At 42.9% G+C, this 26,998-nt stretch carries 25 protein-coding genes; 18 read left to right on the forward strand and 7 right to left on the reverse strand.

The window, feature by feature from the left end:
• The first annotated feature begins 154 nt into the window (after positions 1–154).
• From CZ794_RS06145 to CZ794_RS06185, 8 genes are all read left to right on the forward strand, one after another.
• On the forward strand, positions 155–1,954 hold the full coding sequence (locus tag CZ794_RS06145) for an acetolactate synthase 3 large subunit (protein WP_227681563.1): 1,800 nt from the start codon (positions 155–157) through the stop codon (positions 1,952–1,954).
• Positions 1,954–2,451, forward strand: coding sequence for an acetolactate synthase small subunit (gene ilvN, locus CZ794_RS06150; RefSeq protein WP_062843957.1), 498 nt, complete (start codon positions 1,954–1,956; stop codon positions 2,449–2,451). The genes CZ794_RS06145 and ilvN overlap by 1 nt, the downstream gene beginning before the upstream one ends.
• Positions 2,452–2,602: 151 nt before the next feature.
• Positions 2,603–3,619: a ketol-acid reductoisomerase gene (ilvC, locus tag CZ794_RS06155; RefSeq protein ID WP_087040772.1), complete on the forward strand. Its 1,017-nt coding sequence runs from the start codon at positions 2,603–2,605 to the stop codon at positions 3,617–3,619.
• A gap of 280 nt (positions 3,620–3,899) precedes the next feature.
• Positions 3,900–4,325 carry a hypothetical protein gene (locus tag CZ794_RS06165; RefSeq protein WP_087040774.1) on the forward strand — a complete coding sequence of 142 codons (426 nt, stop codon included), beginning with the start codon at positions 3,900–3,902 and terminating at the stop codon, positions 4,323–4,325.
• 378 nt (positions 4,326–4,703) lie between these two features.
• Positions 4,704–4,916 (forward strand): cold-shock protein, encoded by a 213-nt coding sequence (locus tag CZ794_RS06170; RefSeq protein ID WP_057758834.1) that lies wholly within the window; start codon positions 4,704–4,706, stop codon positions 4,914–4,916.
• A gap of 248 nt (positions 4,917–5,164) precedes the next feature.
• On the forward strand, positions 5,165–5,728 hold the full coding sequence (locus tag CZ794_RS06175) for a DUF421 domain-containing protein (protein WP_087040775.1): 564 nt from the start codon (positions 5,165–5,167) through the stop codon (positions 5,726–5,728).
• Positions 5,729–6,138: 410 nt separating this feature from the next.
• Positions 6,139–6,888 (forward strand): electron transfer flavoprotein subunit beta/FixA family protein, encoded by a 750-nt coding sequence (locus CZ794_RS06180; RefSeq protein WP_087040776.1) that lies wholly within the window; start codon positions 6,139–6,141, stop codon positions 6,886–6,888.
• A gap of 124 nt (positions 6,889–7,012) precedes the next feature.
• Positions 7,013–7,945 carry an electron transfer flavoprotein subunit alpha/FixB family protein gene (locus CZ794_RS06185; RefSeq protein WP_087040777.1) on the forward strand — a complete coding sequence of 311 codons (933 nt, stop codon included), beginning with the start codon at positions 7,013–7,015 and terminating at the stop codon, positions 7,943–7,945.
• A 98-nt stretch (positions 7,946–8,043) separates the two neighbouring features.
• On the opposite strand, the gene CZ794_RS06190 is transcribed toward CZ794_RS06185, so the two are convergent.
• Complete coding sequence (locus tag CZ794_RS06190; protein ID WP_087040778.1) at positions 8,044–8,838, reverse strand: RNA methyltransferase; 795 nt, start codon at positions 8,836–8,838, stop codon at positions 8,044–8,046.
• 110 nt (positions 8,839–8,948) lie between these two features.
• Positions 8,949–9,932, reverse strand: a complete 984-nt coding sequence (locus CZ794_RS06195; protein WP_087040779.1) for a class 1 fructose-bisphosphatase — start codon at positions 9,930–9,932, stop codon at positions 8,949–8,951.
• Positions 9,933–10,318: 386 nt separating this feature from the next.
• On the opposite strand from CZ794_RS06195, the gene CZ794_RS06200 reads away from it, so the two are divergent.
• The 3 genes from CZ794_RS06200 (at position 10,319) to CZ794_RS06210 (ending at position 13,204) form a co-directional block, all read left to right on the forward strand.
• Positions 10,319–11,392 carry an aspartate carbamoyltransferase catalytic subunit gene (locus tag CZ794_RS06200; RefSeq protein WP_087040780.1) on the forward strand — a complete coding sequence of 358 codons (1,074 nt, stop codon included), beginning with the start codon at positions 10,319–10,321 and terminating at the stop codon, positions 11,390–11,392.
• Positions 11,393–11,505: 113 nt separating this feature from the next.
• Complete coding sequence (locus CZ794_RS06205; RefSeq protein ID WP_373407901.1) at positions 11,506–12,663, forward strand: dihydroorotase; 1,158 nt, start codon at positions 11,506–11,508, stop codon at positions 12,661–12,663.
• The gene (locus tag CZ794_RS06210) at positions 12,656–13,204 is read left to right on the forward strand and encodes a DUF2127 domain-containing protein (protein ID WP_087040781.1); all 549 of its coding nucleotides are present in this window, start codon (positions 12,656–12,658) and stop codon (positions 13,202–13,204) included. Before CZ794_RS06205 ends, CZ794_RS06210 begins: the two co-directional genes overlap by 8 nt.
• Before the next feature lie 98 nt (positions 13,205–13,302).
• Here the strand turns inward: CZ794_RS06210 and CZ794_RS06215 are convergent, their stop codons facing one another.
• The 3 genes from CZ794_RS06215 to CZ794_RS06225 form a co-directional block, all read right to left on the reverse strand.
• Positions 13,303–14,577 carry a sodium:proton antiporter gene (locus tag CZ794_RS06215; protein WP_087040782.1) on the reverse strand — a complete coding sequence of 425 codons (1,275 nt, stop codon included), beginning with the start codon at positions 14,575–14,577 and terminating at the stop codon, positions 13,303–13,305.
• Between the two features lie 134 nt (positions 14,578–14,711).
• Entirely contained in the window at positions 14,712–16,331 is a 1,620-nt protein-coding gene (locus CZ794_RS06220) for a DUF2254 domain-containing protein (protein ID WP_087040783.1), read from the reverse strand.
• Between the two features lie 103 nt (positions 16,332–16,434).
• Complete coding sequence (locus CZ794_RS06225; protein ID WP_087040808.1) at positions 16,435–18,018, reverse strand: YihY/virulence factor BrkB family protein; 1,584 nt, start codon at positions 18,016–18,018, stop codon at positions 16,435–16,437.
• A 326-nt stretch (positions 18,019–18,344) separates the two neighbouring features.
• Here CZ794_RS06225 and wrbA point away from each other — a divergent pair, with 326 nt between their 5' ends.
• Together wrbA and CZ794_RS06235 are read left to right on the forward strand one after the other, a co-directional pair.
• Complete coding sequence (gene wrbA, locus CZ794_RS06230) at positions 18,345–18,962, forward strand: NAD(P)H:quinone oxidoreductase (RefSeq protein WP_087040784.1); 618 nt, start codon at positions 18,345–18,347, stop codon at positions 18,960–18,962.
• A gap of 68 nt (positions 18,963–19,030) precedes the next feature.
• Entirely contained in the window at positions 19,031–19,516 is a 486-nt protein-coding gene (locus CZ794_RS06235) for a hypothetical protein (protein ID WP_087040785.1), read from the forward strand.
• A 114-nt stretch (positions 19,517–19,630) separates the two neighbouring features.
• On the opposite strand, the gene CZ794_RS06240 is transcribed toward CZ794_RS06235, so the two are convergent.
• Complete coding sequence (locus CZ794_RS06240) at positions 19,631–20,395, reverse strand: DUF3108 domain-containing protein (RefSeq protein ID WP_143515705.1); 765 nt, start codon at positions 20,393–20,395, stop codon at positions 19,631–19,633.
• A gap of 582 nt (positions 20,396–20,977) precedes the next feature.
• Here CZ794_RS06240 and groES point away from each other — a divergent pair.
• The 3 genes from groES (at position 20,978) to CZ794_RS06255 (ending at position 23,989) form a co-directional block, all read left to right on the forward strand.
• Complete coding sequence (gene groES, locus CZ794_RS06245) at positions 20,978–21,268, forward strand: co-chaperone GroES (protein ID WP_087040786.1); 291 nt, start codon at positions 20,978–20,980, stop codon at positions 21,266–21,268.
• 110 nt (positions 21,269–21,378) lie between these two features.
• Positions 21,379–23,028: a chaperonin GroEL gene (gene groL, locus CZ794_RS06250; RefSeq protein ID WP_087040787.1), complete on the forward strand. Its 1,650-nt coding sequence runs from the start codon at positions 21,379–21,381 to the stop codon at positions 23,026–23,028.
• Between the two features lie 268 nt (positions 23,029–23,296).
• Positions 23,297–23,989: a hypothetical protein gene (locus CZ794_RS06255; protein ID WP_143515706.1), complete on the forward strand. Its 693-nt coding sequence runs from the start codon at positions 23,297–23,299 to the stop codon at positions 23,987–23,989.
• 173 nt (positions 23,990–24,162) lie between these two features.
• Here the strand turns inward: CZ794_RS06255 and CZ794_RS06260 are convergent, their stop codons facing one another.
• Complete coding sequence (locus CZ794_RS06260; protein WP_087040789.1) at positions 24,163–24,618, reverse strand: Lrp/AsnC family transcriptional regulator; 456 nt, start codon at positions 24,616–24,618, stop codon at positions 24,163–24,165.
• Positions 24,619–24,765: 147 nt separating this feature from the next.
• Between CZ794_RS06260 and CZ794_RS06265 the strand changes: the two genes are divergently transcribed.
• Positions 24,766–25,683, forward strand: coding sequence for a DMT family transporter (locus tag CZ794_RS06265; protein WP_256958887.1), 918 nt, complete (start codon positions 24,766–24,768; stop codon positions 25,681–25,683).
• 18 nt (positions 25,684–25,701) lie between these two features.
• Complete coding sequence (locus CZ794_RS06270; protein WP_218778308.1) at positions 25,702–26,880, forward strand: aromatic amino acid transaminase; 1,179 nt, start codon at positions 25,702–25,704, stop codon at positions 26,878–26,880.
• The last annotated feature ends 118 nt before the right edge of the window (positions 26,881–26,998 follow it).

Below are 26,998 nucleotides of genomic sequence, written 5' to 3' on the forward strand. Positions count from 1 at the left end.
CGGGCACAAATTCTTGTCCTACACAAGAATTGGCATTCATTTTTATGAGATGGACAACAATGTGCAAACGTGGTTGTTTTCTTTTATGAAATAACGCAATTTTTTGCCACAAAAAAGGGTGACGACAGTGACGCAAACTACGCAAAGTCCAAACATGACTGGACATACCCAAACGGGTAATGCTGCCAAAAACTTTGAAAAGAAACAACAACGTCTTGCTGAGAATACTGGTCAGCCTGTAAAGCTGTCTGGTGCTGAGATATTGGTTCAATCGCTGACTGATGAAGGCGTTGAATATATTTTTGGCTATCCAGGCGGTGCTGTACTGCATATTTATGACGCTTTGTTTCAACAAGATAATATCGAACATATCTTGGTGCGTCATGAGCAAGCGGCGGGTCACATGGCAGATGCTTACTCACGCGTGACAGGTAAGACAGGTGTCGTATTAGCAACGTCAGGTCCTGGTGCAACCAACACTGTGACGGCTATTGCGACAGCTTTTATGGACTCAGTGCCGATGGTTGTAATCGCCGGTCAGGTGCCAAGTAGCCTTATTGGTGAAGACGCTTTCCAAGAAACCGATATGGTAGGTGTCTCACGTCCTATCGTGAAGCATAGCTTTCAAGTGCGTCATGCGAGCGAGATTCCAAGCATCGTCAAAAAAGCGTTTTATATTGCACAGTCTGGGCGTCCAGGCCCAGTAGTCATCGACGTGCCTAAAGACATGACGGCACCCAACGAAAAATTCGCGTACGAATATCCAGAAGAGGTGTTCATACGCTCGTATCAGCCTTCCTTAAAAGGTCATAGCGGTCAAATCAAAAAAGCCGTTGAGACCTTATTGTCTGCACAGCGTCCGGTGATTTATGCGGGTGGTGGCGTGATTTGGAGTAAGGCACACGAAGAGCTGACAGATCTTGCTCATCGTCTAAATTTACCTGTGACCAACACGCTAATGGGTCTTGGTACTTTTCCTGGTTCTGATCGTCAGTTTTTGGGTATGCTTGGTATGCACGGCACTTATGAAGCCAATATGACCATGCATCATGCTGATGTCATTTTGGCAGTTGGTGCGCGTTTTGATGACCGTGTCACCAATAACGTCAAAAAATTCTGCCCAAATGCAACGATTATCCATATTGATATCGATCCGGCCTCTATTTCTAAAACGATTTTGGCTCATATTCCTATCGTTGGTGATGTGAAGTCTGTATTAACAGACATGCTAGATATTATTGGGCACGACAAAGAGCTTGAGCAACATGCACTACTTGATTGGTGGTCGCAGATCAATGAGTGGCGTAAACGTCATGGTCTGCGTTATGACACCAATACAGATAACGGCATTAAGCCACAAAATGTTGTGCAAGCATTATGCAAAATCACCGATGGTAAAGCCATTATCACAAGTGATGTAGGTCAACATCAGATGTTTGCTGCACTATATTATACGTATGATGAGCCGCGTCAGTGGTTGAACTCAGGTGGTCTTGGTACGATGGGCGTAGGCCTACCGTATGCAATGGCAGCCAAGCTTGTCAATCCTGAGCGTGATGTGGTGTGTATTACTGGCGAAGGCTCTATTCAGATGAATATCCAAGAGCTATCTACGTGCTTGCAGTACAATTTGCCAGTCAAGATTTTGAATCTAAACAACGCTCAGTTGGGTATGGTCAAACAGTGGCAGGACATGTTGTATGAAGGTCGTCATGCGCAGTCTTATATGAACTCGTTACCAGACTTTGTAAAATTGGCTGAAAGCTATGGTCATGTGGGCATTAAGATTACCGACCCTGAGACCATGGAAGCACAGTTGGCTGAGGCCATGGCGATTAAAGACAGATTGGTATTTATTGACGTTTATGTCGATCGAGATGAGCATGTGTATCCGATGCAAATTGCTGGACAAGCCATGCGTGATATGTGGTTAACAAAAGGGGAGCGTACCTAATGCAGCAACAACATCTTATTTCAGTATTAATGGAAAATGAAGCAGGTTCGTTGTCGCGATTGGTCGGCTTGTTCTCACAGCGTGGCTATAATATCGAAACACTCAACGTGGCGCCCACCGATGATCCAAGCATTTCACGTTTGACATTAACGACCATTACGTCACCTGAAAGAATTGAACAAATTACCAAGCAATTGCATAAGTTGATTGAAGTCGTTAAAGTGCATAACTTATCAGACACAGTGCATGTAGAGCGTGAGCTGATGCTGATCAAAGTACGTGCAACAGGTAACGTGCGTGAAGAAATAAAACGCAGTGCTGATATTTTTCGCGCCCAGATTGTTGACGTTAATGCAGCTTTATATACGATTCAAATCGTTGGCGACAAAGCAAAGTTAGATGGTTTTATCGACGTGATTGGTCGTGACCGTATTATGGAAGTTGTGCGCTCGGGTGTGATTGGTATTGCTCGTGGCGAGAAAACCCTTAGCTTATAACCAATGTTGGTTATGCCCAAACATCGCATTTTAAACGTATTGATTTAGAATTTAACATCGCGCTTAGCGAGCAATTCATTTATTAAAGTGGCTGCAAACCAAGCGCTCATTTATCCATGGTAAGCCATGATTGAGGAAAAGGACTCTATTTATGAACGTATTTTATGACAAAGATTGTGATCTATCGATTATCCAAGGCAAAAAAGTTGCTATTATTGGCTACGGTTCACAAGGCCATGCACACGCTCTTAATCTACAAGATTCAGATGTTGACGTAACTGTTGGTCTACGCGCAGGCTCAGGCTCATGGAAAAAAGCAGAAAACGCAGGCTTAAAAGTTGCTGAAGTAGAAGAGGCGGTAAAAGCTGCTGACGTAGTCATGATTTTGACGCCTGATGAGTTCCAAAAAGAGCTTTACAGTGACGTGATCGAACCTAATATCAAAGAAGGCGCCACCTTAGCATTTGCTCACGGTTTTGCGATTCATTACAACCAAGTTGTACCACGTAGTGATCTTGACGTCATCATGGTTGCGCCTAAAGCACCAGGTCATACCGTTCGTTCTGAGTTCACAAAAGGTGGTGGTATCCCTGATCTTATCGCTATTTATCAAGATGCTTCAGGTCAAGCCAAGCAAGTAGCCCTTTCTTATGCTGCTGGTGTTGGCGGTGGTCGTTCAGGCATCATCGAAACGACATTCAAAGATGAGACTGAAACGGATCTATTTGGTGAGCAAGCGGTTCTTTGTGGCGGTGCAGTAGAGCTAGTTAAAATGGGCTTTGAGACGCTAACAGAAGCAGGTTATGCGCCAGAAATGGCTTATTTTGAGTGCTTGCATGAGCTTAAGCTGATCGTTGACTTGATGTATGAAGGCGGTATTGCTGATATGAACTATTCAATCAGTAACAACGCTGAATATGGCGAATATGTCACTGGCCCTGAGGTTATCAATGAGCAATCTCGTGAAGCCATGCGTAACGCATTAAAACGTATCCAGTCTGGCGAATACGCAAAAATGTTCATCTCTGAAGGCGCAACCAACTACCCATCAATGACTGCTCGTCGCCGTAACAATGCCGAGCATCAAATCGAAGTGACTGGTGCCAAGCTTCGCGGCATGATGCCTTGGATTGGTGGCAACAAGATTATCGATAAAGATAAGAACTAAGTCGTTATTTAACGCTAATATTATTAGTGAGTCATAAAAAACCCACGTTATGAGAGCATAGCGTGGGTTTTTTAATGAGTACTATTTGAGCAGGTTGTGATAGAGGTCTGAGCGCATGGCTTGAAAAGCGATTGTGAGTCCCCAATGTATACAATCGGCTTTATGTTCTTTAATTGATTGCTCAATAAGACGACGATCGGTATCTTGATTTGTCTTTGACAGGTCAGAGAGAACAAAAATTCCTTCATTTTTATTTTTCATAGATTACAGGTTGTGTGTTGTGCAAATATCTAATCCTGACTGGCTAACGCCGCAATTCATATATGTTACTCTCAGCGCCGTAATAGCAGTGTTAATTTGGATACAAGGAGAAACGCTTAAGAAAACGAATGGCAAATTACCAAAGTCTAAGTTTTTCCAAATCAGCTCACTCCTAGACACCTTGTGGTTCTTTATTTCTGTAGTCATGTTATATGTGATTGATCTAACGCCCTTAGCCATCACCGTCCCTGCGGCTTATGGTATTTATACGACTTTTGGTTGGATTTATGGCACCCGTCTCTTAAAACGTAAAGGGGTTCCTGACTCTCCCAAAGACTTGGTCATACCAGCCAAATACATCGCTTATAGTCAGTCATTTTCGTTGATATTTTTCGCTCTTTGTTTGCTAGTGCTGAGTTCACCATGGCTACCCATATTTCAATAAAATATTTTTGTATTGTTACTCACTAGGTATCTTTGTGGTGGATTCTTCAAATCAAATCATTGGTTTTTATTTAAGCTCTGAACATTTAATGATAAAATTATATTTAATATCAGTAGTATAGGCGAGTGCTTGCTTGACAAATTGGTCCTCTTAGAGCGGTTATAATTGTTTACAAAAATCATCAATTTAACCAGTTGCGATTAAGAAAAGCTGCTATAATCAAGTGGTATTCAAAGATTTTTGGGCGAAAACCTTATGTTAACTCTGAGGTAGTTTGGTGGTTTTAATCATCAAACCAAGCAAAAAATAGTTTGGGTATATATCAATTAATCGGTGACGACACAAGTCTCGCCAACAGTTAAAGAGTTAGGAAAATTTATGTCAGATAAAGTTGAAGGCACTGTAAAGTGGTTTAATGAAGCTAAAGGTTTTGGTTTTATTGCTCAAGACAATGGCGGACAAGATGTATTCGCTCACTACAGCGCTATCCAAGGCAATGGTTTCAAAACTCTAGCCGAAGGCCAAAAAGTGTCTTTCATCTTAGGTGATGGCAAAAAAGGCCCACAGGCTGAGCAAATCGAAGCTATCTAATCTAATTTTTTATTGAATAAACTGATTTTCAGCGAGTTTAGTAATAGTTAGATTACAAATATGCATTGATTACTTTGTTTGTTAAAACAATAAAAATACTGTTTCGACTTCAAAAAAAAGCAACCTCTCATCAGGTTGCTTTTTTTATACTTTTTTTATGACACGATAAAATGATGGCTGTGGACGACAAATACTATCTAATAATAAAAATACTGATGTGAAAAACAGGCAGTAAAAAAGGATGTGCTATGAAATGGGAAACGTGGTTATTAATGGATTGGCAGCAAGTGTTAGGTATTTCTCTATCGGCGATAGGGTTTTATATAGGGCTTATGTTATTCACACGGTTGATGGGACTGCGCAGTTTCTCTAAGCTATCAAGTCATGACTTTGCCATGACAGTGGCTATCGGTAGTATCCTTGCTTCAACGGTGATATCTGAAACACCAGCATTATTGCAGGGATTGTTTGCAGTGGCTGTATTGTTTTTAATACAAGGCGTCATATCGCTTTTCAGACGAAAAGTGAAGCCATTAAAAGCTTTAATCGACAATCAAGCCATCATATTAATGGCGCATGGTGAGTATTTTTGGGATAATTTAAAAGAAGCAAACCTTGCTACCAGTGACGTTCAAGAAGTATTACGTAAAAATGGTATCAAATCCAAAACCGAAGTGTTTGCCGTTATTATGGAAACCACAGGTGATATGAGTGTGATAAAAAATAATAAGGTGACACCTGACTGGAGTTTGTTCAACGATGTGCGCGACAGTGAGCTATTGATTACAACTGATAAGTGCTCATCACAATAAATCTTCGGTAATCTGGTGGCTTTAAAGAGATAAATAATAACAAAACGTTATGTAGACAGAGTGTTAGCGATGCTATAAAGGTATGACCAGTGAGGTATTTAAGCAAAAAATGATGAAATCATACGCTTATAAACTATTTTTTATGAAATAGTGACAAATTTATGACGCATTATTCACGGCGTTGTCTTGACGTGGTGCCTGTGCTCACGCAAGATACATAGGTCTGATAATAATGATTGGCTTGGCTTTGGCCTCTGTGTCTCACGGAGTCAATAGTACTAGCATCGGCTTATATAACTGAACTCTGTTTTTGCTGAGCAATCATCACTTTAAGTACAACTTTGAACAACCCTGAACCCTTGGTTCTTAACTGATAATTTTAACTCATAACATTAATAAACGAGGAACGTATGAAAGCATTAGTAGCGGTCAAGCGTGTCATTGATTATAACGTAAAAGTTCGTGTAAAAGCTGATAACTCTGGCGTTGATCTATCAAACACTAAGATGTCAATAAACCCATTTGACGAAATTGCGGTAGAAGAAGCCGTTCGCCTAAAAGAAGCGGGCGTTATTGACGAAGTTATTGTGGCATCAATTGGGCCAAAAGAGTCGCAAGAGCAGATCCGTGCAGCCTTAGCCTTAGGCGGAGATCGTGGTATTTTAGTCGTGAGTGACGAAAAACCATATCCATTACAAGTTGCCAAGATTTTAAAAAGTATTGCTGAAACTGAAAGCACTGATATTATTCTGCTCGGCAAACAGGCCATTGATGATGACAATAACCAAACGGGTCAGATGCTAGCGGCATTGATGGGTATTGGTCAAGGCACCTTTGCTTCAGAAGTAAAAGTTGAAGGCGATAAAGTAAACGTAACTCGTGAAATTGATGGTGGTCTACAAACCGTTTCTTTGGCCTTACCAGCGGTTATCACGACAGATTTGCGTTTGAATGAGCCACGTTACGCAAAATTGCCGAACATCATGAAAGCGAAGAAAAAGCAGCTAGATGAGAAGACACCAGCCGACTTTGGTGTTGACATGACCTCTAAGCAAGAAATTATTAAAGTGGTACCACCTGCCGATCGCAAAGCTGGTATCAAAGTAGGGTCAGTTGATGAGTTGATTGATAAGCTAAGAAATGAAGCAAAAGTCATTTAATACTTACTTATCCTGTCCAGCGTTGTGATACCAAACGAAGCTGTATTGAGATTCAAGGTATAAACGGTATTGGACAGAAACAACCAAACGAATAGACGATACAAAAAAATAAAGGATTAAAACCATGGCAATTTTGGTATATGCAGAACATGACAATGCCAGTCTAAAAAAGGCAACTTTGAACACCATCGCTGCTGCTAAGCAAATCGGTGGTGATATCCATGTATTAGTGGCAGGTAGTGGTGCCCAAGCCGTTGCTGATGAAGCAGCGAAAGCAGAAGGCGTGACGAAAGTACTACTAGCTGACAATGCAGCCTATGAGCATCAACTGGCGGGCAATGTTGCGCTATTGGTTGCTGATGTCGCTGGTGATTACAGCCATATCCTAGCAGCTGCGACTACGACTGGTAAAAACTTTATGCCACGCGTTGCAGCGTTACTTGACGTCAGCATGCTGTCAGAAATCTCAGGTGTGGTAGATGCGCAAACGTTTGAGCGTCCTATCTATGCAGGTAATGCAACGGCAACCGTAAAAACGACAGAAGATAAAGTGGTACTAACCGTACGTACGACTGCGTTTGACCCAGTGGCAAGTGAAGGTGGTTCAGCGACGGTTGAAACAATCGATAACGTACAAGACACTGGCAAAGCCAGCTTCGTAAACGAGGAAATGGCTAAGTCTGATCGTCCAGAATTGACATCAGCTGGTATCGTTGTTTCTGGTGGTCGTGCATTGGCAAATGGTGAAAACTTCACCAAGTACATTGAGCCATTGGCTGACAAACTAGGCGCAGCTGTTGGTGCCTCACGTGCGGCTGTTGATGCAGGCTATGTACCAAACGATATGCAGGTCGGTCAAACAGGTAAAATTGTGGCACCGCAACTGTATATCGCTGCTGGTATCTCAGGCGCCATTCAGCATTTAGCGGGTATGAAAGATTCTAAAGTCATTGTCGCGATCAATAATGATCCAGAGTCTCCGATTGCAAGCGTTGCTGATTACTTCTTGGAAGCGGATTTGTTTGAAGCATTGCCTGAATTGACCAGCAAAATCTAGGCTATCAGTAATTGCTCCAATAAGAGCTATTTAATAAAAACCCACTATCAGCCGATAGTGGGTTTTTTATGTTGCAGACAATTTAAAGAGCATATCAACTAGGCATAATGTCGTTGGCGTAGAGTCTCATACAAGCAAAGCGACCCTGCAATAGCAACATTAAGGCTTTCTTGTCCATTTGGCTGCGGTAGTGCAATAGGTGTGGCGCATTGCATGAGCTCATCGCAAACCCCTTGACCTTCATGTCCCATAATCCAAGCAATGGGCGCTGTTAAGTCATGCTGATAGATGACGGTATCGGTATGAGAGCTGGTGGCAAAAAATGGTGTTTTTATGTGATCTAAAATATCTTGTACACTCAAGCCTTCATAGATAGTGAGGGCAAATTGCGCACCCATACCCGCACGTAAGGTTTTAGGAGACCATGCTTGAGCAGTGGCACTGGTGCACAGAATATTGGAGATGCCAACTGCTGCGGCTGTGCGCAGTAGGGTGCCTACATTGCCACTATCCTGCACGTCATTTAAAATCAAGCAATCTTCTTTTATTGTTGATAAGGTGGGCGTTGGCACCTTGATGACTGCCATAATATCGATACCTGTCCCTAGGGTTCGGATACTTGCATATAGCGTATCTGACAGCGTCAAAATAGGCGTGTAGGTTGGTAGGCGTGCTAATATTTGCTGTACTTCAGGATGCGCCTGTGCTGACTCGGACAATAGTATTTGGACAAATGGGTAGTCACTACGAAGGGCGGCGTCAATAAGATGCACACCTTCAATGACTGTCTGACCCTGCTTTTTACGCTGGCGCGCTTGCGACAATAGCGCTTTGACCAATTTGACTGTTGTATTCTTATCTGAGGTAATCAGCTCGGTAGGATTTGAGACCATAGTGGATCGCTTAGAGAAGAGGATAAAATGAGAACGGTTTGGATAACCAGTATAATGTCATATAAACGTTAGACGCTATACTGGCTACTATCAATGTGCACTGCAAACGATTATTTTTCAGTATAGTTCACATGTAAGTCTTTGACGTAATTGACTTCGTTCTTACTACCGAGCACCACAGGTACGCGTTGATGAATATCAGTCGGTTCGATATCCAAAATACGATTGACCGCATCAGTGGCACCGCCTCCAGCACGTTCAATTAATAAGCTCATTGGGTTGGCTTCATACATCAAGCGTAGTTTGCCCGCTTTGTGAGCGTATTTGGTATCAAACGGATAAGTGAACAGACCACCGCGACACAAAATACGATGAACGTCACCAACCATGGCTGCTACCCAGCGCGTGTTGAAGTCGCGACTGCGTACACCAGTCTCACCTGCGATTAACTCATCAATATACTGCTGCATAGGCGCACGCCAATAGCGGTAATTTGAGGCATTGATTGCATATTCGCTGGTATCTGCTTTAATTTGCACATTATCTTCTATCAGTACGTAGTCACCTGTATCTGGGTCTAAGCTGAACATGACCACCTTATCTGCTATCGTAAGTGCCAATACGGTAGAGGTACCATATAATAAATACCCTGCTGCAAGCTGTTTGGTGCCTGCCTGCAAGTAATCACTGTTCTCACTTGTTTGGCCTTGACGCTCATACGGTAGAATCGAAAAAATCGTACCAACAGCCATATTGATATCAATATTTGATGAGCCATCTAGTGGGTCAAATAACACCAGTAGGCTACCATCAGCGTTGGCAGGAGTTGCATCATCCAATTCTTCTGACGCAACGCCAGCACAATGTGCGTTTTTTGCCAAAGCATCTAACAACAAGTCATTGGCCAACACATCCAGCTTTTTCTGATCTTCGCCTTGAACGTTTTGATTCCCAGCTTCCCCTAAAATGTCCGCTAAAGCGCCTTTTCTCAGTAATTGTGAGATGGTTTTACCCACATCAGTGACGGTGGTAATCACGTCATTAAGGGCAGGATTGGCTGCGTGATCGTTGAGATAATTTGTTAAGGTTGTCATAAGATGTCCTGCTGGATGATAGTGGGAGTAAAAAATAGATCAGTATTAAAAGAAGAAAGGGTGGTATCAACCACGTTTAGTTTGACAGATTTTAAAATAGCCCATCAGGCAACTTTGTCCTGACCAAAAAATCAGCTACACTATATCTGTTATTATTCATTGATAGTTTTGATCAGCCTATTCTCTATGATAGATGCTAAAGGTTGACTTATCTCATCTATAGAGCGGCTGAAGATATCGTATAGTGCTTATCTTGTTAGCGTAAATTGTAGCAAATAAGTGTCTGAATGTCCTCGTGTCTGTGCGTATCAACCGTAAATGCTCGAATAAAAACGAATAAGTGATTACGATAGACTCATATAAACCCACAATAAAGACTTGCCATTATGTCAAATTCTCCCGATAGCAATTCAACACATGCGGCCTTGTCGACTGATTATGCCACGCTTGATTCCAATGCCATTCATCACAAACTCAACACTTCGCTGAGTCGTCCCCAGCTCAATTCTGATGGCAGTATTCGCCATTTTTTGGGTGTTGAAGGTTTGAGTAAAGCACAGCTGCAAGCCATTATCGCAAAAGCAGAAACGTTTTTTGATGATAAAGGACAACTGATTAACCGTCCTGAGCTTGAAGGGTATACGGTGATGAATTTGTTTTTTGAGCCATCGACTCGTACACGTACAACCTTTGAGGTTGCTGAAAAACGTTTGGGTGCCAATGTATTGAACATCGATATCGAACGCTCTAGTACCAAAAAAGGGGAGAGCCTACGCGATACGCTGTGGAATTTGCAAGCGATGACGGCAGACATCTTTGTGGTGCGACATTCAGCATCTGGCGCTGCGCATTTTATGGCAACAGAAGTGACGCCTGATATTGCCATCATCAATGGCGGTGATGGCTGGCATGCGCATCCGACCCAAGGCATGCTTGATATGCTGACCATTCATCGAGAAGCGCCGCGTCCGTTTGAAGAGCTGTCAGTGGCTATCGTTGGTGATATTAAGCATTCACGAGTAGCACGCTCTGATATCAGTGCCTTGCAGACTCTAGGTGTAAAGGATATTCGCGTCTGTGCGCCGCTTACGTTATTGCCGAAAGGGATTGAGCGTTATGGGGTAAACGTTTATGAAAATATGAATGAGTGTGTGACGGATTGCGATGTCATCATGGGATTGAGAATCCAAAATGAGCGTATCGGTTCGCCGTTATTAGCGTCATCAAGTGAGTACTACAAACACTATGGTATTACACCTGAGCGTGTGGCACTTGCCAAACCTGATGCACTGGTTATGCATCCTGGGCCGATGAATCGCGGCGTTGAGATTGCATCGAGTGTGGCTGATGGGGCGCAATCGGTGATCTTAAAGCAAGTGAATAACGGTATTGCTATCCGTATGGCTGTGTTATCACTGGCTATGGAAGGCCAACGCGCGCATCAAGCTGGCAACCGTTAATAGCTTGCTTGCCACTTTATTCTTATTTCTTTTATTTCATTGATACGGTAATAACGCTCATGTCTACTTTGCTCAATACTGAGGCAACAATACGAGATCATCTTCCTCAAACCATTAAAAACGCTCTGCCAAATGCTGTCACAGACAAACTGGCTTCCATCGAAGCTGAGCGTGAAATGTGGTTGCTACCACCATTGGTTGATTTGTGCGCGCGCTTACGAGAGCCTGGCCAGCAGCAACACGGTACGCTAGAATCAGAAGGTCGCGCGGCTCGTGGCAATGGTTTTTTACATGTGGTGATTCCACCTGACACCAATCCTATCTTAGAAAACGGATCGCTGTTAAAAGGCCTACGTGAGCGTGCGCTTGATGATGGTGGCATTTACTTACATATTTTGGGTGCATTGACCGCTGGGTTAGAAGGCGAGCAACCCTCCAATATTGCAGGCTTGAAAAAAGGCGGCTGTATTGCTGTCTCTAACGCGCGCAGACCTTTTCGTAATGATTTGGTGCTATTACGGACACTAGAGTATGCAGCGACGTTTGGTATGAAAGTATTCTTTTATCCAGACGAGCCAAGCTTGTCGGGAGAAGGGGTCGCGCATGAGGGCTATATTGCGTCTTATCACGGGTTGCAGGGTATTCCATGGATTGCTGAAACGGTGGCGTTATCTACCCAGTTGCTGATGGTCGAAGAGACAGGCGTTGCCGCACATTTTAGCCAATTGTCTTGCAAATCATCTATTGAGCTGATGCGCTGGGCAAAAGACAAAGGGTTGCCTGTGACGTGTGATGTGGCCATGCATCAGCTGTATTTGACTGACGACAATTTAGAAGGGTTTAACGCACAAGCTTATGTGTTACCACCATTACGTAGTAATACTGACCAGCAAGCCATTCGACGGGGTCTAAAAGATGGCACGATTGATGCCATTTGTAGTCATCACGAACCACTAAATAGCACCGCTAAAAAAGCCCCATTTGCTGAAAGTACACCTGGTATTTCAAACTTTGATACGTTTATGGCGCTGGCATGTCAGCTCGTGCATGATGAAGTACTTACGTTAGAGCAGCTGGTAGACAAAATCTGTTTGAACCCTGCCAAAATTGCTGGAATCAGCGAGCAGTACGAAAAAATTGGTGGCGCTGTTTTGGTTGATCCTAATATAGAATGGCAAGTGACAGCACAATCTATGCTATCAAACGGCAAAAACACGCCGTTTTTTAACCAACAACTACAAGGTCGTGTTGTGGAGACTTTCTTTGGCTAATTTACCAAGACAGGATGACAATCTGCCATCATCCTCGAAGGATTATGAGCCGAATTTACGTGACCAGCACGAAAGCCTGCAAAGTACTTCTAGTGAGTCCATTAAGGCGGTGGCAATCTATGAGGTGGTTAAAGGAGTGGGCGCACTGCTAGGGGCAATGGCATTGTGGTCGTGGCATAATAATCTTGATCACTGGCTGACAATGATTGCAGCTTTCTGGCAACGAAGGTTCGGTCAGCTCTTGGCACCTCAAGTAGATAGTGCCGTACAAATCGCTCAACAAGCCAGTAAAAACTGGCCAATATTTTTACTATTGATTGTGGCTTATGCTAGTTTGCGCTTCGTTGAAGCTTATGGGTTATGGCAAGATAGAACATGGGCGTATTGGTTTGGTGTGCTTGGCTACGGTATATTTATTCCTATCGAGCTTTACTATTTGCTAGCCAATCCGTTTGATTGGTTTAACTTTGCTATCTTGGTCTTAAATGTTCTGATTGTCATCGTGGTATATCGTAATATGAAACGAAAGGGTTTGATATAAAGCATCTCAACTATCAAAGTGAGATTAATACGCTTTAAAATGCAACAAAAGCCAGCATAGAATATGTCTATGCTGGCTTTTTGGTATAGAGATTTTATTCATACGCTGGCTTTTTTGTCATCAGGACGAATACTTTTTGCCACTCGGCCAACACTGAGGCCTTGTACCAAAATAGAAAATATCACGACGGCGTAAGTGAGTGCCAATAAGATATCGCGCTCATCGCCCATCGGTAACTGCAATACTAGAGCCACTGAGATACCGCCACGCAGTCCACCCCATGTCAATACCTTCCAAGCCCCAGTTGGCAAATCCAGTTGACGATGAAAGGTTTTGGTGGTCATTCCCACTACAATGAAGCGTGCTACCAAGGCAATAATAATGGTCAAGCCGCTTGCGATAAATAAATTGCTTGAATAGACAATCATTACTACTTCTAAACCAATAAGAACAAACAAGATAGCGTTTAAAATCTCATCAACCAACTCCCAAAACAAATCGATGTAATGCCGCGTCTTATCACTCATCGCAAGCGCCCGTCCGCGATTGCCAACCATGAGACCGACCATTACCATCGCGAGTGGGCCTGATAAATGCCAATGACTGGCCAATGCATAACCACCGATGACGCCTGCTAGTGTCAATAGTACCTCTTCTTGATAGCTGTCGATGCTCTTGAGTAGATAGTACAAGATTGCCCCAAGTACTAAGCCAAAAAGAATACCACCGCCAGCTTCAACTGCTAAGGTATGTGCCACATAACTGACCGTTGGGATATCGCCACTGGCTAGAATGCCAAGCAACAACACAAAAATAACCACGCCAATACCATCGTTAAATAGGGACTCGCCAGAAATAACGGTTTCAACGCTTTTCGGTGCACCAGCTGAAGCAAGAATGCCCATTACTGCAATAGGATCTGTGGGCGATATCAGAGCTCCAAATAACAAACACCAAATAAAGGGCAGGCCAAACCCAAATAGGGGCAACATAAAATAAATAGCAAGAGCAATAAGCAGAGCGGATACGATAGTGCCAAGCCCCGCAAGAATGCCAATCGGCAGCTTATAACGTTTTAAATCACTGATGTTGACGTGTAATGCACCAGCAAATAACAGCATGGAGAGCATGCCATCTAATAATACTTCGGTAAAATCAAGCTGCTCTAATAGACTGACCTCATAATCAATGAGCTGATCAAACCCCAAAAACCCTAAAAATATCGCCCCGATAGACAACAAGATAGAAATAGCCATGACGCCAATCGTGGTCGGTAGGCCAATAAAGCGGTGATTGACATAAGCCAAAGATGCAGTAATCGATAAAAATATGGCGCTGATTTCAAGAATAGTAAGGCTGGTTGCAGTAGCCATAGAGGGTCTCTTATAAATATGAATCACATTAAGCCTAGAGCTTATAGTAGTGACACTTAGTGACGACGCTGGCATCTAGGTTAGGTATAACTCATAACATTATACAAATCTAAGAATGACCAGTCGTCTAATGATTAGCGTGATTGTGTTTGTAGCGACTGACGAACGTGGGCGGCAAACTCGCTGGCATAATGAAAGTGCTTGTGCTGGGCATTCTTATCAAGAATGAATTGCTCTGCTTGTTGGCACATATCTATTAAGTCATCCACCAATTCTTGATAGCTTAAATTCTCTTCACCTGCACGCTTAATCAGCTCAAGCTCATGTAGGAGCGTTTGTTGCTGAGCATGATTGACGCAAGAATAATTTAAATTGACCATTGCCTGACACAAGGATTTTAATACCATCAGATCCGTTGCCGCATAACGCCGTATCTCACCAAGCGATATATTAATAAAGTCCAAAATCGTGGGTATATAAGTCACCACTGCCAATATGGCAGCGCGTGGTGCTTGGTCGATGGTCTCTGAGGTTTCGTTTTCTTGCGTTGGAACATGAAAGTGATAAGAAGTGGGTGGTTGACGGCGCATCATAATACTCAGGCAACTTGTCAAAGACTGTACACAGTTGACGGCCGTCTTTGGATCATTGATGCCAGGAGACAAAGCGCGCACAGCGATCTCAGTCATTTGACTCAAGCTATAAGAGATATCATTAGAGTGTGACACGCGTTGTTCGAGTCGTATACAGCCTGCAAACCGCTGCCAAAATTCGCCATCAGGCGCACGCGGCAAAACCGCTAAATGAGGCAGATCTGTGATTTGCTGGTTATTGGGATGATCTACTGGGCGTTGGTAAAAATAACCAATAACGTTTTGGTTGGTGACATAGTCACCTGTATTAACTTGTATTTGCACCACGCCGCCATACTCTTGAGTCAGAGTGATTAACGACTCAAGATAGATTTGTTGAACATAACCTGAGCTTGAAGGATAAATGGGCGTCGCAGACCATGTATGAAACGTCTTAAGATCGTGAGAGTCAATATCACGCTGATGCTGAATCTCACAATGATCGCTATACCAATAATGGATATTTTTAATGGCTTCATTACTGGCACCTTGAATAACATGCGACGCTTGAATGGCGTGAACCATATGTTGGACAAAGTAGACCAGTAAAAGCGCGCAAATGATAGCCATGATAATGGCAAAAGTCACTGCTAATTGCGGGACGCCAAAATCCACATCGTACTTATGAATAGACTTTAATACAAGCAAGCTATAACTAAAGGTGCCAATAAAAGCACCCAATACAAACTGGTTTGGGGTATCTGTCAAAAAATTGCGCAGTAATCGTGGGCCAAACTGAGACGAGGCCATGGATAATACAGCAATGGTAATGGAAAAAGTGGTTCCTGCCACACCCAAAACAGCTCCTGCAATCGAGGTCATAATAGCGCGTGCAGCATCGTCATTTCCTGTAAACGCAAATGTAATCTTTCTCACCGCTTCTCGATCAAAATACTGATCAATCGTCAATAACAAGGGCGCAAGCAATAATCCTACCAGTACGCAGGCGGTTGGGATAAACCAATAAGACCCGATCAGCTGCTGCCACAAATTTCTGAGTCGATCAGGCAAATCAGTCAGTGTCTGGAGCGACCACAACTGAATAAATGACTTAGGTATGTTTTGAACCCTATCAAAAAACCGCATCCACAAGCTTTTTGTTTCGTCTTTATTTATTGTCATAAGCTGCAAAATATCCAAAAATAATCACATAGTAGGGATAGGGTTTGTTTGTCATCATACCGATTTGTTTTGAGCGCGATATTGTATTGAGCTCTATATCAAGTCAGCTTTCTTTATTGGGCTGGTAAGGTTGCGGGTTATCCGCTTCAGTAATGATAGAGCGCCTGTGATCATCGCGTCTGGCAGTCTCTGTCTCAGAATGGTGTGTGTCATGACCCTCATTCGCATCCATGGGAATCAGTATTTCATTATTATTCTCATCATATTCGACATCGCTTTCTTTATCATAAGTTGCTGGATCAAAATGTGGTGATTTTTCGAGATTTGAATCGTGATTCGATGACGAGGTGTCTGATGGCGTTTTGGTCTTTCTAAATAGGGTGTTTTTATGATCTTTGAGCGTGCTTTTTTCATTGGAGTCAGCTTTTTTACGCGGTTCACTATCGGCAAAAACAGTGCTCAAAGGTAGGTTTAATTGGCGTTTAGCATAAGATTCAGTGTCTTCAAAACGTGCGACGAGAAGGCTTAGCCAAGGTTTTTGGTCTTCTGTGGTCATCTCATCGAACTCATCTTTGATCGGCAAAGGGTAGGGTAACGTCCGATAAAAATCCCACAACGTCATTTTGCTCAAGTCTCTTTTGAGCACATAATCATCATCCTCAGTCATGGTAATGAGGTTACTGTCCTGTAGGTAGTTAATATAGGTATACCATTTTGGCAGCTCTTTACGTCCCAAGACATTACGCAGCGCCTGCTCGCTGACAGCATCACCTTTTAGATGATGCGTATATACCAAGTTGAGCATATCAAGCAAACTGAGTAATGGGTGACGAGGATAGACCTCTTCAGTCTCAAAAATCGTCAGGGTATAACTGATCTCAACGCCTAATAAAATCAGGTTCCATGATAAAAAAATCCATAATAAGAAGATGGGTAAGGCAGCAAAAGCGCCATAAATTGCTTCATAACTGGTGAAGTTGGCCATTACAGTACCGAAAAGGTACTTCATCAACTCAAATACAATGGCCACAAATATACCTGCAATAGCGGCATTCTTTGCAGGTACACGCGCTTTAGGAATGAACCAATACATTCCAATAAAGCCCGCCAACGTAATACCTATCGACACAGCTTGCACCCAAAAAGACCAATCGATACCATACCCTGCGATCTGTCGGTTCAGAAAGCTCAAGCTTTGTACCGTACTTGACGCGATAAAGGCTGTGCCTAACACTAAGGGCCCCATAGTCACGATGGTCCAATAACGCATCATGCTTTTGATACCGCCAGATCGATTTTCCACTCGCCATATTTGATTAAATGCGCGCTCGATGGTCGTTAGCGTCAAGATGGTCGTTAGAAATAAAATGAGGGCACCGATGATGGTCAGATTAGACGATTTTTCAGCGAAGCTATTGATATACTCGCTGACTTGCATGCTCGACCGCGGTAGCAAGTTACTATAAATAACCTCATAGATTTGTGCTCTGACCGAGGATAGCGCAGGCACAGAAGATAAAATCATCAACAGTACCGTCAATATAGGCACAATGGATAACATTGTGGTGTACGTCAGCGATGCTGCCTTTTGCTGGCAATTGTCCTCAAAAAAATGCCGCGTTAAAAATCGCAAGAATTGAAACCAGCGTTGATTCAAAAACGGGAATTTTTTTGTTAAGTTTTCCATGTTGACCATTTAGCAAGCAATAAAGTGACAATAGTGTAACAAAGATACGCCATTATCTTCTGCCCTTTAATTGTGTCAAAATGCACAGTGGTGACTGCCATCGGCTCTTAAGCGCTATAATATAAAGCCGGGTGGTTTGCATGTCAGGGAAAGACTCGGGCATAATGTATGCCCAATTCTATGGTGTAAACCGTTGGCTGTGCATTGATATATAGCCAGTCAATCATGGTCTGAATGACAACCATAAAAATAAGCTCAAAAACTAAGCCCATGTAGATGATGGTTATCAATAATAACGTGAACGACTTTATGAGGAAGTGTTGCTAATGAGTCAGACTGCCCCTTATGTTTTGGTACTCTATTATTCTAGTTATGGTACAACTAAAACATTGGCCTATGCTATCGCTCAAGGTATTGAAGATGCTGGCATGACGGCACGTATCCGCACGGTGCCAACAGTGGCACCTGAAACTACGGTAAGTAAGCCTGCGATACCAGACGATGGTGATCTTTATTGTACGATGGATGATCTAAAAAATTGTAGTGGCCTTGCGCTTGGGAGCCCAACGCACTTTGGCAATATGGCCGCGCCTATGAAGTATTTTTGGGACAATACCGTCACCCTTTGGCTAGCAGGGAACCTGCAAAATAAGCCAGCGTCCGTATTTACAGCGACAGGTTCGATGCATGGTGGTCAAGAGACGACACTGCTGACAATGATGTTGCCGTTGATGCATCATGGCATGATCATTCTTGGTGTGCCTTATGGAGAACCAGCTTTAAACCGTACTGATCGAGGTGGTACGCCATATGGTGCCAGTCATGTTAGTGGGGCTGCCCACGATCAACCCATCACTGCCGATGAGCGTGAGCTGGCAATCGCTCAAGGTCGTCGTTTGGCGATTAGTGCAACTGCCTTGGCACAAGCCAACTGGCGTCGTTAAGCCACCATTATATGGTGATATGAGAATAATGAAGCACGGTATTATTAACTAGGAAACGAATACATCCAATGGTTACCAACCGCCCTGATAGCGAGACAACTGTTACCCCGCCTGAAAAAAGAGTAGGCAAATCTGCTAAGGCTAAAAAACCCATTGCCCCCATTCGTCAGCGTTTACTGATGACTTGGCTTGCTTGGTTGGTTTATAGGCTCATTGCACTGCCTGTTTTTATTAGCGTTTTTAACCCGAGTAATCCTGACATCGTTGGTGGCATTGCATGGCAACTGCTATGGCTTGTACCAGCGTTTATTCTGACACCATGGATAGTGCGAGGACGATCGCCTTATGCGTTGTTGATAGCCAGTATGTTTACGCTTGTGTATTTGGGTGCCAGTGGTGTGGTGTTATTTACACGTGCTTATGGCAGTAGTTGGGCTGAGATAGCCGTTTACTTAGTTGATTTCTTATTACTATTGGGGATTAATATCTGGTTGTTTATTTTGCTAAAACGTTTGCCCTCGATGAATAATGTGGTAAAACAACCGCGTTCATAAGCGATTTACCTTCTTACAAAAAAAAAGCGGCACTCTGATATAGAGCGCCGCTTTTTTATTGCCTATCATTCTGAGACTAGAATTCTCAAACCTTCAAAGCAGTAGCTGTTTTTATTAATTGACCTTGGTTAATTCTAAGTCCATTTTTTTACCGTCGTTGATTTGGCTCACTTTTACAGGTAAGTAGTCCAAGCTTGGAGCTAGCCAAAAACTGGTAGAGCGACTGTCGTCATCATGGATACGGTCAACACGTACCGTATCAAAAGTACCTGCTGGCACGGTAATCTTGGTGTTGCCAGATTTCTTAAAAGGGGTTTTTTCTATTTTGTCTTTTTTTGCCATGTAGTAATTACCAGAGAACTTACCATTTAATAAATCTTGGCGAATCTGCACCTCAAGGCTCAAATCATCAAAGGCCTGCTGTGCCATATTCATGGTCGTTGTTTTGCCTTTATACGTACTCGTAACCTTTTTTGCACTTGGGTTAAAGCTTAGCTTATGGGTACGACCAAGACCGAGCAATTTATAAGTGGTTTGAGCTTGGGTTGGCACGACGTTATTACCGTTAATGGTAAACGTACTGCTCTGTGCAGCGCTTGCCACGCCGGCAACTCGCGCATTCACATCGTACTTCCACGTATTGCCTGACTGGTTTAGTGTGCGAGTCGCGGTTCCTTTATATTTATCTTCTACGGTAAAACTATAATTGGCACTTGAAGGTTGTACGGTCTTGGCGTTAGCAAGGGTGGGGGCAGTCATACTTAAAGCTCCGATAGCAGCAATACTGGTACCTGTGGTCAAGGCTGTCAAAATCTTAGACTTACTGCGCTGTTTGTCAGTGGTTATAAGAGAGGCTTTGGTCATTGATAAAAATTTCATGAATGTTCCTTGATCGGTTTTGATGCGACATATTAGATTTTGATGGAGATTTTTTAATAATGTCAGTGCTATTTTAATAGTGTTGGCACTTATAATGGCCATGTCTGATTGCCTTTTCAAGAGCAGTCAGTCATCTTGTCGTTTGGCTCTTGTAGCCAATGTTACTGTTAGAGTGACTGGCTTTATACATTGGCTCTATGACAAGTGCGCATTAGCAACATAGTAAAAATTACTGAATAGAGTATCAGGCAGACTCTACCGCTTATTCACTGATTTGTTTCATCGCGTTATCGCTATGCTTGCTCAACCAATTTTTGCCAATCAGACTTTTAATAATATCTTGTGGCATACGAAAAGCATGGCCATCTTTCAAAAGTACAAAAAATCAAAGGTACAAAAAATCTTGTAAATTTTTGGGCTTTACACTTGAAGCCAACCTATCTTGCCCCCACTTTTTGTTACAAGCTCAAAGCGTATCTTTAGATTGCTATGATTGAATGGCGACTCTTATAGATACTGGTATTGAGACTATTAATTCAAATAAACCCTTTATTCAAACAACCAATTTTTGGAGTCATATCGATGAACATTCGTCCTTTACATGACCGTATCGTCGTCCGCCGCATAGAAGAAGAAACAAAAACTGCTGGTGGTATTTTACTGCCGGGTTCTGCCCAAGAGAAACCTTCACAAGGTGAAGTGATCGCAGTTGGTAATGGCCAAATCCGTGATAACGGTGAGACCCGTGCGTTAGATGTAAAAGCTGGCGACAAAGTTTTGTTTGGTCAGTATGCTGGTCAAACCGTAAAGGTTAACGGTGAAGAACTATTGATTATGAAAGAGTCTGACGTATTGGGCGTGTTAGAAGGCTAATAGCCTAGTAGAGTTTTTTAGCTGACCATTTTTTAGCTAAAAATACTCCCCACAATACGAACGAATCATTCAATTGTATTCTCATACTTATAATAATGGAGTAATTTACCATGGCAAAAGACGTAAAATTCGGCATTGATGCCCGTAAACAAATGATGGACGGCGTAAACGTTCTAGCAAACGCAGTACGTGTCACCCTAGGCCCTAAAGGCCGCAACGTGGTTATCGATAAATCATTTGGCGCGCCAACCATCACTAAAGATGGTGTATCAGTTGCCAAAGAAATCGAGCTTGAAAACAAATTCGAAAACATGGGTGCTCAGCTTGTTCGTGAAGTTGCTAGCCGCACAAACGATGTCGCGGGTGATGGTACAACGACTGCGACCGTATTGGCTCAGTCAATCTTGCAAGAAGGCATGAAGTCAGTAGCTGCTGGCATGAACCCAATGGATCTTAAGCGCGGTATCGACAAAGCCGTTCGCGCAGCCGTGCAAGAAATCCATAACCTATCAACCCCAGCCGATGACGAAAAAGCTATCGCGCAAGTAGGTTCTATCTCTGCAAACTCAGACACCAAAATCGGTGAGTTGATCTCGCAAGCGATGCAAAAAGTGGGTAAGCAAGGCGTTATCACCGTTGAAGAAGGTTCAAGCTTTGAAGATACCCTAGAAGTTGTTGAAGGTATGCAGTTTGACCGTGGTTACATCAGCCCATACTTTGCAAACAAGCAAGACAGCTTGACCGCTGAATTTGAAAACCCATATATCCTATTGGTTGACAAAAAAATCAGCAACATCCGTGAGATCGTGCCATTACTTGAGCAAGTCATGCAGCAAAGCAAGCCGTTGCTTATTATCGCTGAAGACGTAGAAAACGAAGCATTGGCTACGCTAGTTGTAAACAACATGCGTGGCGGCCTAAAAACTTGTGCCGTTAAAGCACCAGGTTTTGGCGATCGTCGTAAAGCCATGCTAGAAGACATCGCAACGCTAACGGGCGGCACCGTAATCTCTGAAGAGATTGGTCTAAGCCTAGAGACTGCGACGCTTGAGCAATTGGGTACGGCGAAAAAAGTCACTGTTGGTAAAGAAAACACCGTGATCGTTGATGGCGCTGGTAACAAAGCTGACATCGAAAACCGCGTTGAGTCTATCAACCGTCAGATCGCAGAGTCTACTTCTGATTACGATAAAGAAAAGCTACAAGAGCGCGTTGCGAAATTGGCAGGCGGCGTAGCAGTAATCAAAGTTGGCGCAGCAACTGAAACTGAAATGAAAGAGAAGAAAGACCGTGTTGACGATGCGCTACATGCCACTCGTGCAGCGGTTGAAGAAGGCGTTGTACCTGGCGGCGGCGTTGCGTTAGTTCGTGCCATGAATGCATTGTCTGAGCTAAAAGGCGACAACGATGACCAAGACGCAGGTATCAATATCCTACGTCGTGCGATGGAAGCGCCATTGCGTCAAATCGTTACCAACGCTGGCGAAGAAGCATCAGTGGTGGTTAACGAAGTGAAAAACGGTACAGGCAACTACGGTTACAACGCTGCCTCTGGTGAGTACGGCGATATGCTAGAAATGGGTATCCTTGATCCAGCCAAAGTATCTCGCTCAGCACTAGAGAACGCTGCCTCTGTTGCTGGCCTAATGCTGACTACCGAAGCCATGATTACTGACCTACCAGAAAAAGATGATGGTATGGCTGGCATGGGCGGTGCTGGTGGAATGGGCGGTATGGGTGGAATGGGCGGCATGATGTAATTTTACTGTCGCTGCAAAGCGGTTTGTCTTCGTCAGACGCGCTCAATGTACAATAAGTACTATTTTCGCTCGTCTTCCTCGATAAATCACTTTTCGCAAAAAGTAAAATCAACCTCATAAAGTCTATTTGACTACTAAAGGCTCTGCTATCGAAAGATAGCAGGGCTTTTTTATGCAATCTAATATGACGGTTTTTTTATGTGAAAAATCTTTGAGTTATGATAGATTGTCATTAAATTAGATTTGTATTTTTTGAAGAGGAAGTGTATTGAGCGCTGCTTTCAAAAGGTTTTATTCACAATCAATGGATTTCCGTACATCTCTGTTAAGTGAAACGAATAAAATTCCTAATATCGATGATTTTAATAATAGAGAGATAGCAACTTTGATTTTGGCAGATATTTCATCTGAACATGGTCATGCTGTACACTTATTAGCTAAAGAAGGGTGTAATATTTCGGCTAGTAGCTTGTTGCGCCTGCAATTTGAATCATTAATAAGAGCGCAATGGATATATTGGGTTGCTAAAGATGATATCGTTGAAAGATTCTATAAACCTTTGACTCAACAAAATGCATCGCAAGCCGAGAAACGTATACCTACAATTAATATTATTTTAAAGGATTTAGACGACGCTGCGAGAGAGGGAATAGTTCCTGAGAGAGCAGTAGCAATGATGAGAGAGTTTAAAGAGTTAACGATGAAACCAGCAAACTCATATGTCCATACAGGTATGCATGCGTTTTCAAGAAAGAAGGATGGTTTTCCTGAGCCGTTGATTATTCAGATATTACAGAACTCTAATGGGCTAGAAGCATTAAATGCAATGCTTTTAGCTACCGTGGTAAATTCTGCCGACATGATACAAAAGGTACTAGCTCTACAGTATCTTTATATAGATAGCCTACCGATGCACATACCTCAAATAATGGAGAAATTTTACAATATGCGTTATCAATAGATTTCTATATCAAACTACTGATCCGCTGCATCCCTTCTAAAAACCCAAGTCTTATCATCAGACACTTCTTTATCATAGCAATATTCTATCAAGTTCAAATGAACTCACTATAGGTCTTTCTACTCACTAATTATCGAGCGAGACATTGTGCTCCTAGTCGGTATAAAAGAATCTCAAACAAAAATAGGTAAAGTTGTCTTATGGATTACCTTTCTCACCGATAAATGAGTGTGTATATCTTTTACGCTAGCAAGCTTGTGTAACTTACGTGTGAACCGCTCATAACCATCGAGATTGGGGCTCACTACTTCTAATAAATAATCATAAGAACCCGATACCACATGTCCATTAATCACCTCGTCCATATTGGACAGAGCGCGTTCGAAAGCTGCGATAGATTCTTCTTGGTGGCTGTTGAGACTGACCTCCACAAAGAAACTCATCGCAATACCCGCTTTGGCTTTATTTACGTTTGCCTGATAGTTCTCTATATAACCTTCATCTTCCAAACGTTTGAGGCGTCGCGCGCAAGGAGAAGGCGACAGCCCTATACGTTCGGACAGTTCGGCTGTAGATAAGCGCGCTTCTTTTTGGAGCACTTCCAAGATATGGCGATCGATTTTGTCCATAATTTACCTTTTGGCTTTTTAAGCCAATAATTTTTATTTAATTAGCATTATCCACCAAATATTTGCAAAATTGCAATGAATAAATAGAGATAAAAGCGCGTATTTTAATCGATAATTGGTCTTTGTATACCAGCATAAGACACGACTATGAATACGATATCTCAGCCTGCATCACGCAAAAACCCTTTGTTCATTATGTCGCCACTAACCAAAGGCTATGTGGCAATGAGCGTCGTATTATTGATTTGGTCAGGATTTGCGTTGACTGTGCGAGCGGTTGGGGCGTCGTCGCTCAGTATTGCGGATGTCATGCTCATTCGCTTTAGTGTACCGCTAATCTTGTTGACCCCTTGGGTACTCTCTAGTTGGCATGAAATCAAAAATATAAGATTGCCAGATATTATGTTTATTTTATTTGGCGGCGTGCCTTTTCTTTTATTGGCTGCTTTTGGTGCAAGTACAGTGCCGGCCGCTTACATGGGTACTATTTTGACAGGGACGCCAGTCTTCTTTGCAGCCTTACTGTCTTTTATTTTTTATCGTCAGCAAATATCATTAAGAAAACTTGCCGCATTAATCCTTATTCTCTTTGGTATCGCGACTATGATTGGCGGTCATGCACAGGCAATACCTAATAGTCTGCTGTATGGGGTGGGGTTACTGTTGATGGCAAGCCTGATTTGGGCGGCTTATACCTTGGGGTTAAAAAGCACCAAGCTAAGCCCAATAGTGATCGCTATCGTACTCTCTTATATCTCTTTTTTTCTGACATTGGTGATGGTTCTGTCAGGCATGATGGAGACCAATATAGGTTCCGTATCCTTTGATGACGCGCTGCCTTTTATCCTAGTACAAGGCCTTGGGGTAGGGGTGGTATCAACCCTTGCATTCTCTTATGCGGTCAAACAATTGGGTTCTATTCGTACCTTATTACTTGGTTCCTTGTCCCCAGGATTAACCGCTATACTGGCGACGCTGATACTCAAGGAGTCTCTATCAGTCATCATGATATGCGGCATCGTACTCAGTACCATTGGCGTCATCTTGTCTAATCGAGCAAAATAAACTAATTAAGGAAGTATCATGATGTTAAACAATATGCCTATCATCAATGGTGATCCACTGTGGGCGTTGTTAGGTAGGTTTCGCGCTGACCCACGCAAACATAAAATAGATTTATTGGTTGGTGTCTATCGAGACGAGCAAGGCAATACGCCTGTGATGAAAACCGTGCAAGACGCAGAAATACATCTTGCTCATGAAGCGCATTCAAAGGCTTATGGCATGCTATCGGGTAACGCTAATTTTAATCAACAAATGGCAAAATTTGTACTGGGTGACCGTCCAAATCTAAACAACCAATGCACGATTCAGACGGTTGGTGCATCAGGGGCGCTACGACTCATTGCTGATTTGATCGCCACGCTCTCTCCAGATTCAACCGTTTGGATCAGTAATCCTGGCTATATCAATCATCGTCCGCTGATGGAAGGGGCTGGGTTAACGGTTAATACGTATCCATGGCAAAATAAAAACGGTCAATTAGATATCGATGCGTGTTTTGCCGCGCTAGAAAAAGCAAAAGAAGGAGATGTGTTGTTATTACATGCGTGCTGCCACAATCCTACCGGTATAGACCCTTCTTTAGAGCAGTGGCAACTATTTTCTGATAAGTGTAAACAGAAAAATATTGTCCCGTTTATTGATATGGCGTATCAAGGTTTTGGAGGTGATCCTGATACCGATGCTGCAGGACTTCGTTTAATGATTGAAGACGCTGATTTTGCATTTATCGCCGCCAGCTGTTCAAAAAATATGGGTCTATATAATGAGCGCACTGGTATTGCCACGGTGGTAACGACAAACCATGAGCGCCATGCCGATATACAGACACTTTTAGAAACCATTACACGAGCCAATTACTCCATGCCGCCCAATCACGGTGCCGCAGTGGCTTCTTATTTGCTAGATAGCCCAGATGCTTGGCTAGTTGAGCTGGCAAGCTACCGTGATAGGGTAGATGCTATTCGCCAAGCGTTAGGCGTAGCATTAAAAGATAGGGGTGCACCTGCAGAGTTTTTGGACATTTCGCATCAAAAAGGCATGTTTTCTTTATTACCGCTAACAGAGAGTCAAATGCTGATATTGCAAGATGAGTTCGCTATCTACGGTATGCCAAATGGCAGAATAAATATTGCCGGTTTGAAAATGACGGAAATCCCCCAACTGGCTGACGCTATCATGTCGATTATTTCACGTTAAAGAATCATCTTTATCGCTCAAGGCAATGGTTTTAGCCATCAATCGCAGCAGCAAGAAGGACTGTTGTGATCCGTTCAATTAAAGGAGATGTAATACAGTCGCTAGAAGCCCTGAGTGC

The sequence above is a fragment of the Psychrobacter sp. JB385 genome (assembly GCF_900163785.1).
In the GTDB taxonomy this organism is placed as follows: domain Bacteria; phylum Pseudomonadota; class Gammaproteobacteria; order Pseudomonadales; family Moraxellaceae; genus Psychrobacter.

What these genes read in the sequence shown, in the direction of transcription:
- CZ794_RS06145 (WP_227681563.1), top strand. Translation starts at nt 155, where the DNA reads ATGACTGGACATACCCAAACGGGTAATGCTGCCAAAAACTTTGAAAAG.
- ilvC (WP_087040772.1), top strand. Translation starts at nt 2,603, where the DNA reads ATGAACGTATTTTATGACAAAGATTGTGATCTATCGATTATCCAAGGC.
- CZ794_RS06225 (WP_087040808.1), bottom strand. Translation starts at nt 18,018, where the DNA reads ATGGAAAACTTAACAAAAAAATTCCCGTTTTTGAATCAACGCTGGTTT.
- ilvN (WP_062843957.1), top strand. Translation starts at nt 1,954, where the DNA reads ATGCAGCAACAACATCTTATTTCAGTATTAATGGAAAATGAAGCAGGT.
- CZ794_RS06195 (WP_087040779.1), bottom strand. Translation starts at nt 9,932, where the DNA reads ATGACAACCTTAACAAATTATCTCAACGATCACGCAGCCAATCCTGCC.
- CZ794_RS06240 (WP_143515705.1), bottom strand. Translation starts at nt 20,395, where the DNA reads ATGAAATTTTTATCAATGACCAAAGCCTCTCTTATAACCACTGACAAA.
- CZ794_RS06200 (WP_087040780.1), top strand. Translation starts at nt 10,319, where the DNA reads ATGTCAAATTCTCCCGATAGCAATTCAACACATGCGGCCTTGTCGACT.
- CZ794_RS06220 (WP_087040783.1), bottom strand. Translation starts at nt 16,331, where the DNA reads ATGACAATAAATAAAGACGAAACAAAAAGCTTGTGGATGCGGTTTTTT.
- CZ794_RS06190 (WP_087040778.1), bottom strand. Translation starts at nt 8,838, where the DNA reads ATGGTCTCAAATCCTACCGAGCTGATTACCTCAGATAAGAATACAACA.
- CZ794_RS06180 (WP_087040776.1), top strand. Translation starts at nt 6,139, where the DNA reads ATGAAAGCATTAGTAGCGGTCAAGCGTGTCATTGATTATAACGTAAAA.
- CZ794_RS06235 (WP_087040785.1), top strand. Translation starts at nt 19,031, where the DNA reads ATGGTTACCAACCGCCCTGATAGCGAGACAACTGTTACCCCGCCTGAA.
- CZ794_RS06185 (WP_087040777.1), top strand. Translation starts at nt 7,013, where the DNA reads ATGGCAATTTTGGTATATGCAGAACATGACAATGCCAGTCTAAAAAAG.
- CZ794_RS06265 (WP_256958887.1), top strand. Translation starts at nt 24,766, where the DNA reads ATGAATACGATATCTCAGCCTGCATCACGCAAAAACCCTTTGTTCATT.
- groES (WP_087040786.1), top strand. Translation starts at nt 20,978, where the DNA reads ATGAACATTCGTCCTTTACATGACCGTATCGTCGTCCGCCGCATAGAA.
- CZ794_RS06175 (WP_087040775.1), top strand. Translation starts at nt 5,165, where the DNA reads ATGAAATGGGAAACGTGGTTATTAATGGATTGGCAGCAAGTGTTAGGT.
- CZ794_RS06260 (WP_087040789.1), bottom strand. Translation starts at nt 24,618, where the DNA reads ATGGACAAAATCGATCGCCATATCTTGGAAGTGCTCCAAAAAGAAGCG.
- wrbA (WP_087040784.1), top strand. Translation starts at nt 18,345, where the DNA reads ATGAGTCAGACTGCCCCTTATGTTTTGGTACTCTATTATTCTAGTTAT.
- CZ794_RS06270 (WP_218778308.1), top strand. Translation starts at nt 25,702, where the DNA reads ATGATGTTAAACAATATGCCTATCATCAATGGTGATCCACTGTGGGCG.
- CZ794_RS06215 (WP_087040782.1), bottom strand. Translation starts at nt 14,577, where the DNA reads ATGGCTACTGCAACCAGCCTTACTATTCTTGAAATCAGCGCCATATTT.
- groL (WP_087040787.1), top strand. Translation starts at nt 21,379, where the DNA reads ATGGCAAAAGACGTAAAATTCGGCATTGATGCCCGTAAACAAATGATG.
- CZ794_RS06170 (WP_057758834.1), top strand. Translation starts at nt 4,704, where the DNA reads ATGTCAGATAAAGTTGAAGGCACTGTAAAGTGGTTTAATGAAGCTAAA.